The 16,938-nt window shown below is 71.8% G+C and carries 15 protein-coding genes; 7 read left to right on the top strand and 8 right to left on the bottom strand.

Annotated elements, in window-relative coordinates; genetic code table 11:
- Window positions 1-169: 169 nt before the first annotated feature.
- Window positions 170-1,174 (bottom strand): aldo/keto reductase family protein, encoded by a 1,005-nt coding sequence (locus tag ACIPV1_RS10940; protein ID WP_123294033.1) that lies wholly within the window; start codon window positions 1,172-1,174, stop codon window positions 170-172.
- A gap of 495 nt (window positions 1,175-1,669) precedes the next feature.
- Here ACIPV1_RS10940 and ACIPV1_RS10935 point away from each other — a divergent pair, with 495 nt between their 5' ends.
- From ACIPV1_RS10935 to ACIPV1_RS10920, 4 genes are all read left to right on the top strand, one after another.
- Complete coding sequence (locus ACIPV1_RS10935; RefSeq protein ID WP_123938907.1) at window positions 1,670-2,602, top strand: hypothetical protein; 933 nt, start codon at window positions 1,670-1,672, stop codon at window positions 2,600-2,602.
- Between the two features lie 109 nt (window positions 2,603-2,711).
- Window positions 2,712-3,272 carry a YceI family protein gene (locus ACIPV1_RS10930; protein ID WP_111086826.1) on the top strand — a complete coding sequence of 187 codons (561 nt, stop codon included), beginning with the start codon at window positions 2,712-2,714 and terminating at the stop codon, window positions 3,270-3,272.
- A gap of 532 nt (window positions 3,273-3,804) precedes the next feature.
- The gene (locus tag ACIPV1_RS10925; RefSeq protein WP_123294035.1) at window positions 3,805-4,371 is read left to right on the top strand and encodes a TIGR03086 family metal-binding protein; all 567 of its coding nucleotides are present in this window, start codon (window positions 3,805-3,807) and stop codon (window positions 4,369-4,371) included.
- Window positions 4,372-4,517: 146 nt separating this feature from the next.
- Window positions 4,518-5,444: an aldo/keto reductase gene (locus ACIPV1_RS10920; protein ID WP_402726467.1), complete on the top strand. Its 927-nt coding sequence runs from the start codon at window positions 4,518-4,520 to the stop codon at window positions 5,442-5,444.
- 94 nt (window positions 5,445-5,538) lie between these two features.
- On the opposite strand, the gene ACIPV1_RS10915 is transcribed toward ACIPV1_RS10920, so the two are convergent.
- The gene (locus ACIPV1_RS10915) at window positions 5,539-6,462 is read right to left on the bottom strand and encodes an oxygenase MpaB family protein (protein WP_123938909.1); all 924 of its coding nucleotides are present in this window, start codon (window positions 6,460-6,462) and stop codon (window positions 5,539-5,541) included.
- A 62-nt stretch (window positions 6,463-6,524) separates the two neighbouring features.
- Here ACIPV1_RS10915 and ACIPV1_RS10910 point away from each other — a divergent pair, with 62 nt between their 5' ends.
- On the top strand, window positions 6,525-8,264 hold the full coding sequence (locus tag ACIPV1_RS10910) for a long-chain-fatty-acid--CoA ligase (protein WP_402726353.1): 1,740 nt from the start codon (window positions 6,525-6,527) through the stop codon (window positions 8,262-8,264).
- A gap of 35 nt (window positions 8,265-8,299) precedes the next feature.
- Here the strand turns inward: ACIPV1_RS10910 and ACIPV1_RS10905 are convergent, their stop codons facing one another.
- The 4 genes from ACIPV1_RS10905 to ACIPV1_RS10890 form a co-directional block, all read right to left on the bottom strand.
- A complete protein-coding gene (locus tag ACIPV1_RS10905; protein ID WP_402726352.1) occupies window positions 8,300-9,268 on the bottom strand; it encodes a DMT family transporter in 969 nt (322 codons plus the stop codon).
- Complete coding sequence (locus ACIPV1_RS10900) at window positions 9,265-11,166, bottom strand: amino acid transporter (RefSeq protein ID WP_243648898.1); 1,902 nt, start codon at window positions 11,164-11,166, stop codon at window positions 9,265-9,267. The genes ACIPV1_RS10905 and ACIPV1_RS10900 overlap by 4 nt, the downstream gene beginning before the upstream one ends.
- A gap of 155 nt (window positions 11,167-11,321) precedes the next feature.
- Entirely contained in the window at window positions 11,322-11,588 is a 267-nt protein-coding gene (locus ACIPV1_RS10895; protein WP_148067807.1) for a hypothetical protein, read from the bottom strand.
- Between the two features lie 11 nt (window positions 11,589-11,599).
- Window positions 11,600-12,997 carry a PspC domain-containing protein gene (locus tag ACIPV1_RS10890; RefSeq protein ID WP_402726351.1) on the bottom strand — a complete coding sequence of 466 codons (1,398 nt, stop codon included), beginning with the start codon at window positions 12,995-12,997 and terminating at the stop codon, window positions 11,600-11,602.
- Window positions 12,998-13,111: 114 nt separating this feature from the next.
- Between ACIPV1_RS10890 and ACIPV1_RS10885 the strand changes: the two genes are divergently transcribed.
- Window positions 13,112-14,344, top strand: a complete 1,233-nt coding sequence (locus ACIPV1_RS10885) for a PspC domain-containing protein (protein ID WP_402726350.1) — start codon at window positions 13,112-13,114, stop codon at window positions 14,342-14,344.
- Window positions 14,341-15,003, top strand: coding sequence for a response regulator transcription factor (locus tag ACIPV1_RS10880; protein WP_123340759.1), 663 nt, complete (start codon window positions 14,341-14,343; stop codon window positions 15,001-15,003). The genes ACIPV1_RS10885 and ACIPV1_RS10880 overlap by 4 nt, the downstream gene beginning before the upstream one ends.
- A 70-nt stretch (window positions 15,004-15,073) precedes the next feature.
- Here the strand turns inward: ACIPV1_RS10880 and ACIPV1_RS10875 are convergent, their stop codons facing one another.
- On the bottom strand, window positions 15,074-15,922 hold the full coding sequence (locus tag ACIPV1_RS10875; RefSeq protein ID WP_123294045.1) for an ABC transporter permease: 849 nt from the start codon (window positions 15,920-15,922) through the stop codon (window positions 15,074-15,076).
- The gene (locus ACIPV1_RS10870) at window positions 15,919-16,920 is read right to left on the bottom strand and encodes an ATP-binding cassette domain-containing protein (protein ID WP_123294046.1); all 1,002 of its coding nucleotides are present in this window, start codon (window positions 16,918-16,920) and stop codon (window positions 15,919-15,921) included. The genes ACIPV1_RS10875 and ACIPV1_RS10870 overlap by 4 nt, the downstream gene beginning before the upstream one ends.
- Between the last annotated feature and the right edge of the window lie 18 nt (window positions 16,921-16,938).

Below are 16,938 nucleotides of genomic sequence, written 5' to 3'. Positions count from 1 at the left end.
GTGTCTGCCAGTTCCACGACACGTGCCGTTCATCCGGGGTACGGACGGCCGATCTGTGCAGACCGGACCGGTCTGTGCAGGCCAACAGGGCTGTGCGGCCGACCGAAAAGCGGACGGGAGGCCCGTGGCGGCGTCGCCACGGGCCTCCCGTCCGATGGTGGGTCGCGTCTCAGGCGGGACGCTGCGCCGGGGACACGGTCTTGGCCGCGTCGCGCTCCGGGAGGTCACCCAGCGCCTCGTCGATGGCGGCGAGCGCGTCGGCATCGAGCGTGACGCCCGCTGCCTTCACGTTGTCCGTGACCTGCTCCGGACGCGAGGCACCGACGATCGCGCTGGCGACGTTGTCGTTCTGCAGCGTCCACGCGATCGCGAGCTGCGCGAGGGTGAGGCCGGCCTGGTCGGCGACGGGCTGCAGGCGCTGCACGGCCTCGAGGACCTCGTCGCGCATGAACCGCTTGATCATGTCGGCGCCGCCCTTCTCGTCCGTGGCGCGTGAGCCCTCGGGCAGCGGCTGACCCGGCTTGTACTTGCCGGTCAGCACGCCCTGCGCGATGGGCGACCAGACGATCTGCGACAGGCCGAGCTGCTTCGAGGCGGGGACGACCTCGCCCTCGATGACCCGCCACAGCATCGAGTACTGCGGCTGGTTCGAGATGAGCTGGAAGCCGAGCTCCTTCGCCAGCGCGGCGCCGGCGCGGATCTGCTCGGCGTTCCACTCGCTGACGCCGATGTAGAGCGCCTTGCCCTGGCGGACGACGTCCGCGAAGGCCTGCATGGTCTCTTCGAGGGGGGTCTCGTGGTCGTAGCGGTGCGCCTGGTAGAGGTCGACGTAGTCGGTCTGCAGGCGGGTCAGCGAGCCGTTGATCGACTCGAGGATGTGCTTCCTGCTCAAGCCCGTGTCGTTGTGCCCCTTCGGGCCGGTGGGCCAGTAGACCTTCGTGAAGACCTCGAGCCCCGCACGCCGCTCGCCCTTGAGTGCTTCGCCGAGGACGGTCTCGGCGGCGGTGTTGGCGTACGTGTCCGCGGTGTCGAACGTGGTGATGCCGGCGTCGAGCGCTGCCCGCACGCACTGGGAGGCGACGTCGTTCTCGACCTGCGAGCCGTGCGTCAGCCAGTTGCCGTAGGTGATCTCGGAGATCTTGAGTCCGGAGTTGCCCAGGTACCTGAATTCCATGGTCCCGACGCTACTGGAGCCCGCCGACACGTGAGGGGCCCCGCGAGTGCCTGCCGCCCGCCGCGGGGTGGGGCGGGGGTGGGTGGGGCGTGCGGTGCGGTCGGCCGCCGCGAGCGCCGGTCCCGCGAGGGTGGATCCCGTCCCGCGAGCGGGCGAAATGCCGGCGTGCCCGACGGCGACACCCTGGCAATACGACCGTTCGCGCCGTCGACGATGTCGCGACCGCGGGAGCCTCGCCGCGATGGGCGGGCTGACGCCGTCGCCGCGGTCCCGACCGCTGCGCTGACCGACCGGCCGGGCGGGCAGCGCTGCGGTCCGCGCCGGCGGGCGCCCCCGCGAGCGGGCGAAATGCCGCGGTCGCCACGCAGCCGGACCCCGGTGTTTCGCCCGCTCGACCGCGGCGCGATTCCTCCACAGGGGCGCCAGGATCGCGGGCCGTCCACACTGGAGGCACGACTCGCCACCGTCGCGCCCGCTCGGCTCCACGATGTGGAGATGACCGCCAGACGCCGACTCCCGTTGGCGCTGCGGGACGCCTCGTTCCGCGTCCGTGACGCACTGCATCGAGGGGTGTCCCGCGGCCGCCTCGAGGCACGTGACCTCGTCCGCCCGTTCCACGGCACCCGATCCGCGGTTCCGCCGCGAACCGTTGACGAACGCGCCCGCGCGCTGGCTCCCCGGCTGCGCCCCGACCAGGTGTTCAGCCACGTCACGGCCGCCGCGATCCTCGGCATCCCGCTCCCCCGCCGGCTCGAGGGCTCGCCGCGGCTCCACGTCACGACGATCGGGGTCGATCAGGCGCTTCGCGTCCGCGGCGCCGTCGGACACCGCGCCCACCTCGGCAGGGTCCGTGCGACCACCAGCCGAGGTGTGCGTCTGACGACGCCAGCGGACACGTTCGTCGCGCTGAGCACGATGTTGACGCTCGACGAACTGATCATCGCGGGTGACGCCCTCGTCGGGTGGCTCGGATGGGCGACCCTCGACGAGCTGATCCTGGCAGTCGGCCGGCGGCGCGGGCTCCGGGGCGTCGTGAAGCTGCGCCACGCTCTCGCCGAGATCAGGCCGGGTTCTCGTTCCCCGGGTGAGACCAGGGCACGGCTGACCCTCGTCCGCCAGGGACTCCCGGAACCCGCCCTGAACCACGACGTGATCGTGGACGGCAGGTGGATCGCGTGCGTGGACCTCGCCTACCCCGCAGCACGGGTGGCGATCGAGTACGAGAGCGATCTCCACCGCACCGACCCGGCCACCTTCCGGAAGGACCTCACCCGCGGTGAGCACTTGAAGGACGTGGACTGGTGGTTGGTCCGGGCCACGGCGGACGACGTCGGCCGAGGTGTCGATCGATTCGTACAGCGTGTGAGACGCCTCCTGCAGGCCGGGCTCAGCGCACCGCACGACCACCGCTTCGCGACGCTTCGGTGAACAATGGTTGACGCTTCAACCAAAAGGGTGCACACTGGCGTAGTATCAGGTTGATGCAGGCGCATGGATCGCGTCGCACCACAGACTCTCGTTCGGAAGAAGGACCACCATGACGCTCACCGCCACGACCATCCCCGGCTACCAGACCGGCACCTGGAAGATCGACCCCACCCACTCCGAGGTCACCTTCTCGGTCCGCCACCTCGCCATCAGCAAGGTCAAGGGCAAGTTCGAGACGTTCGACGCCACCGTCGTCACCGCCGAGAACCCCCTCGAGTCGACCGTCGAGGCGAACATCGACGTCGCGTCGATCAACACCGGCCAGGAGCAGCGCGACCAGCACCTGAAGACGAGCGACTTCTTCCTCACCGAGGAGCACCCGCAGCTCACCTTCCGCTCGACGAGCATCGAGGCCAAGGGCGACGACCTGCACATCGCTGGCGACCTGACCCTGCGCGGCGTCACCAAGCCCGTCGTCCTCAAGGCCGAGCTCGGTGGCTTCACGACCGACGGCTACGGCCAGGTCAAGTTCGGCGCCGAGGCGACCACGAAGATCGACCGCACCGAGTTCGGCGTGAACTGGAACGCAGCGCTCGAGGCCGGTGGCTTCACCCTCGGCAACGACGTGACGATCAACCTCGACGTCCAGTTCGTGCTCCAGGCGGCCTGAGTCCCTTCGGACTCGCTGCCTGACTGAGGGCACCGAACAGCACCACCCGAACCCGAGACACGCGCCCCGGCTCCCCACGGAGCCGGGGCGTTCGTCGTCCCCGCGGCGCTTCGGGGGTGCGTCCGTGCCCGCAGCCCGCCGCCCGCTGCGACGCGCGCGGGTGCTCCATCGCGAGCGCAACCGGGCGAACGGGCGAAATGCCGGCCTCATCTCGAACTCGACCCCGGCATTCCGCCCGCTCGCTCAGGGACCACGCGCTGGCACGCCCCTCCGGTGTCAGCGGGTGCAGTGCGCACCGACCCCGCGCCGGCGTGAACGGGCGGAAACGTCCGGTGGGTACGCGCACGACCGCGGCATTTCGCCCGCTCGGCCGGGCTCCTCGGCGTAGCGTTGGGCAGCGGACAGGGGCACGCCCGCACGCGCGGGAATCCGCACACCGGCCCCCGAGTTACAACGACACACGCACGACACGCACCACCCGCACCACCCGCACGAAGCACCGCACGCCAGCCCGACGAACAGGAGCACCACCATGGCCACCGACTGGATCGCGATGCAGGCCCTCGCGGCAGCCGAGTTCGGCCGCCGCGTCGCCGCCGTGACGGACTGGGACGCCGCCACCCCCGACTCCGAGTGGACCACCCGCGACCTCGTGACCCACGTGGTCGACGAGCAGCGCTGGATCCCGAAGCTCCTCACCGGGTGTGACTACGCCCAGGCCGAGGCGGACCTCGAGTCCATCGGCGACGACCTCGTGTCCGAGTGGCAGCGCTTCGCGACCGCGGCGACCGATGCCTGGCGGAACGCCCCGCAGGACACCCCCGTCCACCTCAGCACCGACGTCGTGCCAGCTGGCCAGTACCTCACCGAGCAGACCAGCGACATCACCATCCACACGTGGGACCTGGCGCGGGCGACCGGCACGGACGAGTCCCTGCCGGACGAGCTCGTGCAGGCGGTGTGGGAGTACTTCGAACCGCAGATCGAGGACCTCGCGGCCACCGGCTTGTACGCCGCCCCGGTCGACGTCGACCAGGACGCCCCACTCCAGGTCCGCCTGCTCGCCGTCACAGGCCGCGATGCCAAGGTGAGCGCATGACCAACGCAGCACCGAGCAACGCCGCACCAGGCAACGCGGCCCCGAGCAACGCAGCACCGAGCAACGCAGCACCGAGCAACGCAGCAACGACGAACACCACCCGCCTCGGCGCCTCCGGCCTCGAGATCAGCACCGTGGTCCTCGGCATGATGTCCTACGGCGCCCCCGACCGTGGCTCGCACGCGTGGAGCGTCGGCATCGACGAGGCCCGCCCCTTCGTCCGTCGCGCGTTCGACGCCGGCATCACCACCTTCGACACGGCGAACGTGTACTCCGACGGCTCCAGCGAGGAGATCACCGGCACGCTCCTCAAGGAACTCGCTCCGCGTGAGGACGTCCAGGTCCTCACCAAGGTCTTCAACCGGATGCGGCCCGGTCGGAACGGCGCCGGGCTCTCCCGCGCAGCGATCATGCACGAGATCGACGCCTCGCTGACCCGTCTCGGCACCGACTACGTCGACCTGTACCAGATCCACCGCTTCGACCCGGTGACCCCGATCGAGGAGACGATGGAGGCCCTGCACGACGTCGTCAAGGCCGGCAAGGCCCGCTACCTCGGCGCGAGCAGCATGTGGACGTGGCAGTTCGCGCAGATGCAGCACGTCGCCGACCTGCACGGTTGGACCCGCTTCGTCAGCATGCAGGACCAGTACAACCTGCTCGAACGCGAGGAAGAACGCGAGATGCACCCCTTCGCGCACGCGACGGGCGTCGGCGTGATCCCGTGGAGCCCCCTCGCCCGCGGCAAGGTCACCCGGCCGTGGGACGCCGACGGCTCCGGGTCGCGCGCGAGCACCGACGAGTTCGGCAAGACGCTCTACCGCCAGGACGAGGACGCGAACCGCGCGATCGTGGGAGCCGTCGAGTCGATCGCGAGCGACCGCGGCGTGAGCATGGCGCAGATCGCCCTCGCCTGGGTCGCGGGCAAGCCCGCGGTGAGCGCGCCGATCGTCGGTGCGACGAAGGAGCACCACATCGACGACGCGGTCGCGGCCGCCGCGATCACGCTGACCGACGACGAGGTGACGCGACTCGAGTCCGCGTACACGCCCCGGGTGCCGTCCGGTTTCTGACGCCCCCACGAGCGGACGGGAGGCGCGGCGCCAGCTGGCCACGGGCCTCCCGTCTGTCTCCGGTCACGTCCACGACACGTGACACGCGGACGTTTCAGGCAACGGCGCCGCGCTCGCGCTCGAGGCGCGCGATGCGCACGAGCGCAGCGCGCTCGGTGCCCGTCTGGTTGCCGAGCACCCCACCGATCCCGTCGAGCACGAGTCCGGTCGCCCGGCCGACGGGCAGTTCGACGGGTCCGATCGCGGGCGCCCGCAGGCCGAGCATCGAGCGGTGGCGGGGGTCGAGCGTCGAGACGGCGCCCTGGAACAGCGCCTGGTAGCCGGGCCGCAGCATCAGCGCGAGCGGTGGGTTCTTGATGAACTTGACGACGTCGCGGGTGCGGGCCGTGACGGCCAGTTCGCCGCGGTCGAGGTACCCGTCCATCTGGGCGCGGAGCTCGGCCTCGGACTCCGGGGCGTCCTCGACGCGCATGAGCCGGCCGGCGGTCGCCCACTCGCGGACGTAGGCGTCGGCGCCGCCGGGGATCGGGCCACCCCAGCGCTGCGCGGCCCGGAGGAACGCGTCGGTGAAGGCGAGGTGCACCCAGCGGGCCAGGTCGGGGTCGTTCGCCGCGTAGTCGCGTGCGACGCCGTGGCCGTCGACGTACTGGCCGCGAACGCGCTCGTGCAGGCGCAGCACCCACTCGCTCGCTCCGCGGGCGGTCGCGGTGTCGCCGTGCGAGACCGTGTAGATCCACCGGATGGTGCCGGCGAGTCGGCCGAACGGGTCCTCGCGGTAGCGGGAGTGGTCGGCGACGCCGGCGAGGGCTCCCGGGTGCAGGGCCTGCACGAGGAGTGCGCGGACCCCGGCGACGATCGTCTGCTTGCCGCCGTGCACCGCCCACGTCGCGGAACCGGGGCCGAAGAAGCCGGCGTCGGTGCCGTCCTCGAGTTCGTCGATCCACTCCGGCTTGCTCGTCGCCCCACCGGTGAACGTGTCGTTGAGGCGGGAGCGGAAGGCATCGGAGACGGAGGGCATGGCGTCATCGTCCGTCCGTCCCCTGGGAGCGCGCTCGGCTTCGTGCACCCCGATGGCGCCCGATGCCGGCCGATGCTTCCCAGCGGGCGCCGGGGTGGCCCGCTAGGTTGGGACGCGTGAGCATCGACACGCCTCGTCCCTGGCTTGCCTCGTACGCCCCGGGGGTCCCGCACGACATCGAGGAACAGCACGGTTCCCTGATCGACCTGGTCGAGGAGTCGGCGCGACGGTTCCCGGGCAGGGTCGCGCTCGAGTTCTTCAAGCGGACGACCAGCTACGCCGACCTGCAGGAGCAGATCCTCCGCGCGGCGAACGGCCTGCGCAAACTCGGCGTCGCTGCCGGCGACCGGGTGGCGATCGTGCTGCCGAACTGCCCGCAGCACATCGTGGCGTTCTACGCGGTCCTGCGCCTCGGCGCGATCGTGGTCGAGCACAACCCGCTGTACACGCCGCGCGAGCTCCGCCACCAGTTCGAGGACCACGGCGCCAAGGTCGCGATCGCCTGGGACAAGTCCGTCGCGACGCTGCAGGACTTCCCTGCCGACGTGAAGCTCGACGCGATCGTGTCGGTCGACCTGACCCGCGCGATGCCCCGCAGCACCCGGCTCGCCCTGGCCCTGCCGGTGGCGAAGGCCCGCGAGTCCCGCGCGAAGCTCACCACCGCGGTGCGCGGCACGACGAAGTGGGACGACCTGGTCCACACCCGCAAGCTGTCGAAGCGGCACCCGCGCCCGTCGACGGACGACATCGCCCTGATCCAGTACACCTCGGGCACCACCGGCACGCCGAAGGGCGCGGTCCTCACGCACCGGAACCTGCTGGCCAACGCCGCGCAGGCTCGCGCCTGGGTGCCGCAGATCCGTCGGGGCGACAACGTCGTGTACGCGGTGCTGCCGATGTTCCACGCCTACGGCCTCACGCTGTGCCTGACCTTCGCGATGAGCATGGCCTCGCGGCTCGTGCTGTTCCCGACGTTCGACCCGGCGCTCGTGCTCACCGCGATCAAGAAGCACCCGCCGACGTTCCTGCCCGCCGTCCCGCCGATCTACGCCCGACTGCAGCACGCCGCCGACTCGGCGAAGGTCTCGCTCGAGGGCATCGAGATCGGCATCTCGGGCGCCATGCCGCTGTCGCAGGACATCGTCGAGCCGTGGGAAGCCCGGACCGGCGGGTACCTGGTCGAGGGCTACGGGCTGTCCGAGTGCTCCCCCGTGCTGATGGCGAACCCGGTGTCCCCGGAACGTCGCCTCGGCTCCATCGGTCTGCCGTTGTCCTCCACCGAGGCCCGCGTGGTCGACCCCGACAACAGCACGAAGGTGCTCGGCGTCGACGAGCCCGGTGAACTGCAGGTCCGCGGGCCGCAGGTGTTCCGCGGCTACTGGGGCAAGGCCGAGGCCACGGACGAGGTCTTCACCCCCGACGGCTGGTTCCGCACCGGCGACATCGTCGCGATCGGCGCCGACGGCTACGTCCGGATCGTCGACCGTCTGAAGGAGCTCATCATCACGGGCGGCTTCAACGTGTCGCCGTCCGAGGTCGAGGACGCACTGCTCAAGCACCCGAGCGTCAAGGAGGTCGCGGTCGTCGGCATCACGCAGGGCGGCAACGAGCAGGTCGTCGCCGCCGTCGTGCCGAAGGACCCGTCCTCGTTCGACGCCGCGGCGCTGCGGGCGTGGGCGCGTGACCAGCTGGCGGCGTACAAGGTGCCGCGTCGGGTCGTCGTGGTCGAGGACCTGCCGCGCTCGATGATCGGCAAGGTGCTGCGGCGGAAGGTGCGGGACCAGATCCTCGCCGACGACTGACGCGCGTCAGCGTCCGCGGCGGCCGATGACGCGCGTCAGCGCAGGCGTCGCCCCGGCACCGCGAGCACGGCGAGCCCGGCCACCACGAGTGCGATGCCGAGCCATCCCGTCGCGCCGAGGTGCTCCCCGACGACGAGCACGGCGAGCACCGCTGCGACCACGGGCTCGAGCAACGACACCAGGGTCGCGACCGAGGCACCGACGGACCGCAACCCCACGGCGTACAGCGAGTGCCCGAGGACCGTCGGCACCAGGGCCAGGTACAGGAACACCGGCCAGTTGTCGCCCTCGCCGAGGTACGGTGCGCCGGCGAGGACCACCAGCACGACGAGCGGCACGGCAGCGATGCCGAACACGGCGCCGACGAGCCCACGGCCGTTCGGCAGCCCCGCCGCGACGGCTTCGACCCCGGGCCCGCCGGGCACCGACACTGCCCCGGCCGCCGCGTGCAGTCCCCGCGCCACCGCCCACGAGTACAGCGCGTAGGTGAGTCCGGCGAGCAGGGCACTGGCGATCCCGAGCGCGAGCGCACCACCACCGCCGTCGTGCTCCGACCGCGCCAGGGTCACGACGACCATGCCGGCCACGCTCACCAGCGTGGCGACGATCCACCTGCCGGTGACGGGCCTCCTGTCCGACACCCACTCCACGAGCCCGGCGAACACGGGTGACGACCCGATCGCGATCGTGGTGCCGAGGGCGACGCCCGCGTCGGCGAGGGCCGCGTAGAAGGCGACCGCGTAGACGACGAGCGCCCCTGCGCCGAGCAGCGCCCACCCTCGCGTGCGACGCTCGGCGACGGCGCGGAGCGTGCCACGTCCGGCGACGGCGGCGAGCACGAGTCCACCGATCCCGAAGGTGACCGCGCCGAAGACGAAGGCGGGGACGCCCGGGGCGAAGTGCGTCGCGGTGCCGGTGGTCCCCCAGACCGCGGCGGCGACGACCACCGCGGCGAGCCCACCGGCGGGCGTCGGGACCCGGCGCGCGCTGGCGGGACCCGTCACGAGACGTGGATGGACGGCCGGCGGTGGACGTCCGGTTCGGCTTCGCGCAGGACCTCGCGCGTGACGGGCGCGACGTCACCGGCACCGGTGAACACGAACCGCAGGGCGTTCCGGATCGGGCTGCCCTCGTTCCACTCGAAGTAGATGCTCGGGACGACCCCGGCGGTGTCGCGGATCGCGAGCAGGGTCGAGGCGATCGTGTTCGGCACGTTGCCGGACCGGACCCGGAGCACACGGTGTCCGTGCACGACGTGCCCCTCGACCAGCAGATCCTCTTCGAAGTCGGACGAGTCCGCGGGCAGCACCTCGAGGAACATCGTCGGGACGCGCGCCGGGATGCCGGAGTCGCGCCGTTCCTCGCGCCCCTTCGCCCGGTACGCCTCGGCGGTGCCGGCACCCGGCTCGTTCGCGATGATGCAGACCGCGCTGAACTGGTCGGCGTCGGCCTCGACGAACTGCCGGGCCGTGGCGTCCAGCTCGATCGACGACGCGCGGAGCTCGAACGACCGGCGCACCCGCGAGACGAGCGACACCACGACGATGGCGATGATGAAGATCGCCGCGATCCGGACGCCGTCGGGCCGCTCGATGACGTTCGCGACCGTCGTGTAGACGAACACGACCGAGATGACGCCGAACGCGATGGTGCGCTTCTTCTGCTGCCGGCGACGAGCCGACAGGGTGACCGCGACCGCGGCGCTCGTGATCAGGACGAGCACGCCGGTGGCGTAGGCCCCGCCCTGGGCGTCGACGTTCGCGCGGAACACGATCGTGATCAGGAAGGCGATGAGGGTGAAGATGATGACGAGCGGCCGGGTCGCCCGCGCCCACTGCGGCGCCATGCCGTAGCGGGGCAGGAACCGCGGCACCAGGTTGAGCAGGCCGGCCATCGCGCTCGCGCCGGCGAACCACAGGATGGCGACGGTCGAGAAGTCGTAGATCGAGCCGAACACCCCACCGAGGTACTGGTGCGCCAGGAAGGCCAGGGCCCGCCCGTTCGCACCGCCGCCCGGCTGGAACTCGTGCTGCGGGATGAGGAACGTCGTCGCGATCGACGAGGTGATCAGGAACGAGCTCATGATCACGGCCGCGACGGTCAGGAGCCGCTTGGTGCCGCGGATCCGACCCTCGGGCCGGGCACTCGTGTCGTCCGACGCGTCACCGCGCACCTGCGGCATCACCGCGACGCCGGTCTCGAACCCGGACAGGCCGAGCGCGAGCTTCGGGAACACGACGAGCGCGATGCCGACCATGACGAGGGGGTTGCTGTGCTGCGCGGTGAGCCCCGACCACCAGTCGCTGGCGACCATCGGGTGCTCGAAGACGTGCCAGAGCGCGACCACCACGACGACGGCGTTCAACGCGAGGAACACCGCGACGAGGCCGACCGCGATGCCGATCGCCTCCTTGAAGCCGCGGAGGAACACCACGCCGAGCAACAGCAGCAGCGCGAGGGTGAGCGGGACGGGGATCTCGGTGAACCAGTGTGGCGTGTACGGGTTCTCGGCGATGTGCGCCGTGGCGTCCGCCGCCGACAGCGTCATCGTGATCATGAAGTCGGTGACGGCGAACCCGAGCAGGACGAGCACCAGGAGCTTGCCGGCCCACCACGGCAGGAGCTTCTCGAGCATCATGATCGACCCGGCACCGCGGAAGCTGTCGCTCGCGACCCGGCGGTACACCGGCAGCGCGCCGAACAGCGTGACGAGCACGAGCACGATCGTGGCGATCGGCGACAGCAGACCGGCGGCGAGCGCCGCGATCGCCGGCTGGTACCCGAGGGTCGAGAAGTAGTCGACGCCGGTCAGGCACATGACCCGCCACCACGGGTGGGTCTTCTCGACCTCGACCTGGTGCGGACCCTGGTGGGATGCCCCTTGGTGGGCGCCCTGCAGCATCCAGCGACGCAGTCGGGCGCTGCGGTCGAGGGGTGGCTCCGTGGCGTCGCGCTGGGCGGCCCGCTCGGCGTCTGTCGCGGTCACGTGGACGATGCTAAGCCGTCCGGGTGACGCACGCGCGCACCCGGACGGCCCCTGTGGACAACCCGGTCCGGCTACCGCGGGGGCCGGGTGAACACCGCCACCAGCCCCGCCACCACCAGCAGGGCCCCGGCCGCCAGGCAGGCCGCCAGCAACAGGGTGGTCGGGTCGACCGAGAACACCGGGATCGCGCTCACGGCCATCGCGACCGCGAACACGAGCAGCACCACACCCCAGAAGATCGTGCCGAAGCGTGCACCACGGCGCGCCCGCGCGGGTTCCGGGGCCGGTACCGGCGCCGCAGGTGGGAACGTCTGGGTCGTCTCGTCGTCGTTCGTCATCGTCTCGTCCTTCACTCGTTGACGGTCAGCGCCCGGGGCACGTCGGCGGCGCCCCCGAGGATCCACAGGTGCACGGTCGTCGTCCCGCCCGCATCGGTACCGGCGGACCGTGCCGCCCGGTTCTCGACGGTGGTCGTGCCGAACAGCCCGCCGCTGCCGTCGTCGCCATCGTCGCCGTCGGTGTCGACGCCGTACCCGACGCCGCTCACCTCGACCCGGACCGGCACGTCGGTCGGCAGCAGCACCTCGGCCCCGCCGGCGCCGAGCCACAGGTTCACGTCACCACCGGCGTCGGTCTCGTCGAGCCCGCGCAGGTCGAGGGTCGGTCCGCCGACGAGCATCGCGTAGTTCCGTTCCGACCCGGCGGCGACGCTGTCGACCCGCCAGGTGGTCCCGCCGATCAGCGAGACCTGCGTGCCGGCGGGCAGCACCCCGGTGACGACCAGCGCGACGACGCCGATCGTCGAGAACAGGCCGAGGGCACCGTCGTCGCGTCCCCGGATCCCGGCGACGATGGTCGCGATCGCCAGCACGGCGACCGCCGCGGCGATGCCGAGCACCGCCACCGGCCAGGCCTCCGCCTGCGCCCAGACCGCGACGCCGGCCCCGGCGACGAGCGCCAGCCCGAGCGACACGGCGACGTACGCCGCGCTCGACCGTCGCTCGGCGCGGGTCGCGCGCCACGCGGCCGCCCGCTCCCGTTCGGCGCGCATCCGCTCGTCGTGTCGTCGCTGTCGGTCCTGCGGGGTACCGGGGGCGTTCCACTGCCAGGAGGCCCGGCCCGCGTCCGACGCCTCCCCCGCGTCCGCCGTCCACGCGGCTCCACCGGCCGGGCGCGGGTCGTCGGGGCTCGTCCAGAAGTCGCGCCGTGTCCCCGCTGCCGCGCCGGCGTCAGCGTCGGGCGCCGGCCCGTCGGTGCGACGACGCGCGACCACGACGGCCAGCCAGACGATCCCGCCGACGAGCGCGATGCTCCACGCCGTGCGCAGGGTCGCCTCGAGCCAGCCGGGCATCCCCCACGCCGAGGGCACGCCCTGCCACCAGATCCCCTGGACCGCGGGCACGAAGGTCAGCACCACGAAGACGCCGATCCCGATGAGCGCCGGGTCGAGCACGCCGCGGATCATCCGCTCGACGTGGATCCGTCCTGTGGTGTCCGGCAGCAGCGCCCACCCGACGGCGTACGCCAGGAAGACCGGACCGCCGAGCAGGGCGACGACGATCGCGACGCCGCGGACGACGAGCGGGTCGAGTCCGGTGCGTCGGGCCACGGCACCGCAGACGCCGGCGAGCCAGCGGTCGTCGGTGCGGGCGACGTCGAGTCCGCGGATCCAGTCGAAGAACCGGGCCGTCGAGTCGGCGGTGCCGGCAGCCGGGCCGGGAGCCGTGTCGTGCTGGTGATCGGTCATGGTCTCCAGCATCCCGGCCCGCGGTGGCGGACACCATCGGGGTTCCCCCTGACCGGTCCCTGATCCCTGCCCCGAACCCTGCTGGTGCGGGCGCCCGAGTGCCAGGATTGGCCCATGGCCACCGCTCGGATGACCCGCCCGACCCCCAGGGTCCTCGGCGGTGTCTGCAGCGGGTTCGCGACACACACCGGTCTGCCCCTGGGGGCAGTCCGCGCGGCGACGGCGGTCCTGGCCGTGTGCGGCGGGGCCGGGGTCCTGCTCTACGCATGGTTGTGGGCCACCACCCCGAGCGCGACGGAGTCCGCGACGACACCGCTCAAGGCCGTGCTCACGGCGCCCCGTCCGGACGGCGACGGCGACGCGACCGTGACCGTGAGCCGTCGAGCACCCGTCGTGGAGATCCTGCTCGGACTCGCACTGCTCGCCGCCGGGGGCGCGATCGTCGCCGTGCGCCTCGGCGCCCAGGTCCCGCTCGAGGTCGTCGTGCCCGGCGTCGTGGTCGTCACCGGTGCTGCCCTGGCCTGGCGGCAGTTCGACGCCCTGCGCACCGTCCGGGCCGCGGCGTCGTCGACCCTGGTCGTCCGGGCGCTCGGTGCACTGGTGCTCGTCGTGCTCGGCATCCTGTTGTTCTTCACCACGAGCGACCGGCCGAACGTGTGGACGGTGCTCAGCGCAGCGGTCGCCGTGCTGCTCGGCGTCGCCGTGGTCGTCGCGCCCTGGGTCGTGCGGCTCGTCCGGGACCTCGCCGACGAGCGCGCGGCACGGGTCCGCGACCTCGAGCGCGCCGAACTCGCCGCGCACCTGCACGACTCGGTGCTGCAGACGCTCGCGCTCATCCAGCAGAAGGCCGAGCCCGGCTCCGATGCCGCACGGCTCGCCCGGGCGCAGGAACGCGAACTGCGGTCGTGGTTGTTCGCCGAGCAGACCGAGCCGGCCCGTGACCTCGGCGCCGAACTGCGCGACGCCGCCGCCGACATCGAGGCCGAGTACCCGGTCCGCATCGACGTCATCGCGGTCGGCCCGTCGCGCACCGACCTGCCCGACGGTGTCGTCGCCGCTGCCCGCGAGGCGATGCTCAACGCCGCCCGGCACGCCGGCGGCACGATCAGCGTGTACGCCGAGACCGCGCAGGACGTCGTCGAGGTCAGCATCCGCGACCGTGGGCCGGGCTTCGACCCCGACGCCGTGCCCGAGGGACGGTACGGCGTGCGCGAGTCGATCACCGGGCGGCTGCACCGGCTCGGCGGCCGGGCGACCATCGCCCCGGGGCCCGGTCGCACCGGGACCGAGGTCCGCCTCCGGCTGCCGCTCGCGCCCACCGACCCCCACCACGAGGAGGACGCATGACCGAGCCCGACCTGCTCACCGTCGCCGTCGTCGACGACCACTCCATCTTCCGAGCCGGCGTGCGCGCCGGACTGCCACCGGGCCTCCAGGTCGTGGGTGAAGCCGCCACCGTCGACGAGGCCGTGACGCTCGTGGCGACCACTGCACCCCGTGTCGTCCTGCTCGACGTCCACCTGCCCGGCGGAGCCGGCGGTGGCGGCGCCGAGGTGATCACGCGGTCCGCTGCCGAGCACCCGGGCACGCTGTTCCTGGCGCTGAGCGTCTCCGACGCGGCCGACGACGTCGTGCGGGTGATCCGGGCCGGGGCCCGCGGGTACATCACGAAGAGTTCATCGAGCGCCGAGGTGGCCGAGGCCGTCCGACGGGTGGCGGAGGGCGACGCGGTGTTCTCGCCCCGCCTGGCCGGCTTCGTGCTCGACGCCTTCGGTGCGGTGAGCGGCGAGACCGCGCAGCACGACGCGGAACTCGACCGGTTGTCGGCGCGCGAGCAGGAGGTGATGCGCCTCATCGCGCGTGGGTACGCCTACAAGGAAGTGGCAGCGGAGCTCTTCATCTCGGTGAAGACCGTCGAGACCCACGTGTCGAGCGTGCTGCGGAAACTGCAACTGTCGAACCGGCACGAGCTGACGGCGTGGGCGCTGCAGCGCAAGCTGCTCTGAGCGCCCACGCGGTCACTTCGCGCTGATCCTGGCTGTGGATGGTGCAGTCTTGTTCACCGCCCCGACGGTCTCACTTCGCGCTGATGCGGGTGTACTTGTTGACCGCCCACGGCACGAACACGACGAGCATCACGGCGATCCCGATCAGCACCGTCACGATCGGGTGCTGCATCGTCCAGATGTCCGGCACCGGCGCCGACCCGACGTTGCCGAACAGCTCACGGGCCGCCTGCACGAGCGACGACACCGGGTTCCACTCCGCGAACACCCGCAGCACCAGGGGCAGCGTGTCGCTCGGCACGAAGGCGTTCGAGATGAACGTCAGCGGGAACAGGATCATGAACGAGGCGTTGTTGATGACCTCCGGCGTCTTGACGCTCATGCCGAGCAGCGCCATCACCCAGCTGAACGCGTAGCTGAACAGCAGCAGCAGTGCGATGCCGGCCAGGAACTCGAGCGGCGACGAGTTCACCCGCCACCCGACGGCCAGCCCGGTGAGCATCATGATCGCCATCGAGATCGAGTTGAGCACGAGGTCGGAGTTGGTCCGGCCGACGAGCACCGCAGACGCCGACATCGGCAGCGTGCGGAACCGGTCGATCAGGCCTTCCTTCAGGTCCTGCGCCATCGCCGAGCCCGAGAACGTGGCCCCGAAGACGACGGTCTGCGCGAAGATCCCCGCCATCAGGAACTGCGTGTAGTCGGTGCCCTCGACCGCGATCGCGCCGCCGTAGACCTGGCTGAAGAGCAGGACGAACATGATGGGCTGCAGCACGGCGAACACGAGCATGTCCGGCGACCGCTTGATCTTGATGAGGTTCCGCTTGGTGACGGTCCAGCCGTCCTCGAACCAGATGGCGACCGGCGAGGTGACGACGACGGGCAGCTGCCGACCCGGCGCGATGGTGGTGGCGGTCATCGGGCCGTCTCCTTCTGCTTGGTGGCGGCGGCTTCGTCGGCCTCGTCCTCCGTCGCGGCGTGGCCGGTGAGCCGCAGGAACACGTCGTCGAGGGTCGGTCGGCGCATGCCCGCGTCGTGCAGCTCGATGCCGGCGTCACCGAGGTCGGCGAGCACCCGCTGCAGCGCGGTGGGGCCGGCCTCGACCGCGATGGCGTGGGTGCGGCCGTCACCAGAGGCCTCGACGTCGCCGACGCCGTAGCGCCGCAGGACGGTCGTCACGGCGTCACCGTCGGTCTCGTCCACCAGGGTCACGACGACCCGGTGGCCGCCGACCTGCGCCTTGAGGTGGTCAGCGGTGCCCTCGGCGATGACCCGGCCGTCGTCGATGACCGCGATGTCGTCGGCGAGCCGGTCGGCTTCTTCGAGGTACTGCGTGGTGAGCAGGACCGTGGCGCCCTCGGCCACCAGGTCTTCGATGATGCCCCAGAGCGCCAGCCGGCTGCGGGGGTCGAGGCCCGTGGTCGGCTCGTCGAGGAACAGCACGCGTGGGTTCATCACGAGGGCTCCAGCGAGGTCGATCCGTCGCCGCATGCCACCGGAGAAGCCCTTCACCGGGCGGTCCCCGGCCTCGGCCAGGTCGAACACGTCGATGAGCTCACGGGCACGCTCCCGCGACGTCTTCCGGCCCAGGTGGTAGAGCCGCCCGATCATCTCGAGGTTCTCGAAGCCGGTCAGGTTCTCGTCGACCGCGGCGTACTGCCCGGACACCCCGATGGACCGCCGGGTGGCCTGCGGGTCGGCGATCACGTCGATGCCGTCGATCGTGGCCGTCCCGGAGTCCGGGGTGATGAGGGTGGTGAGCACCTTCACGGTCGTGGTCTTGCCCGCGCCGTTCGGCCCGAGCAGCGCCTTCACGGTGCCCTGCGGCACGGACAGGTCGAGTCCGGCCAGTGCGTGCACCGGCCCGGACTTCGACCGGTAGGTCTTGGTCAGCCCGGAGGCTTCGATGATGGCCATGTCGCTCCCTTGTCGACC

The sequence above is a fragment of the Curtobacterium sp. NPDC089991 genome (assembly GCF_044748425.1).
Classification (GTDB): Bacteria; Actinomycetota; Actinomycetes; order Actinomycetales; family Microbacteriaceae; genus Curtobacterium.
Note: the sequence above shows the minus strand (reverse complement) of the source record. Positions and strands in the feature narration are given on the sequence as shown.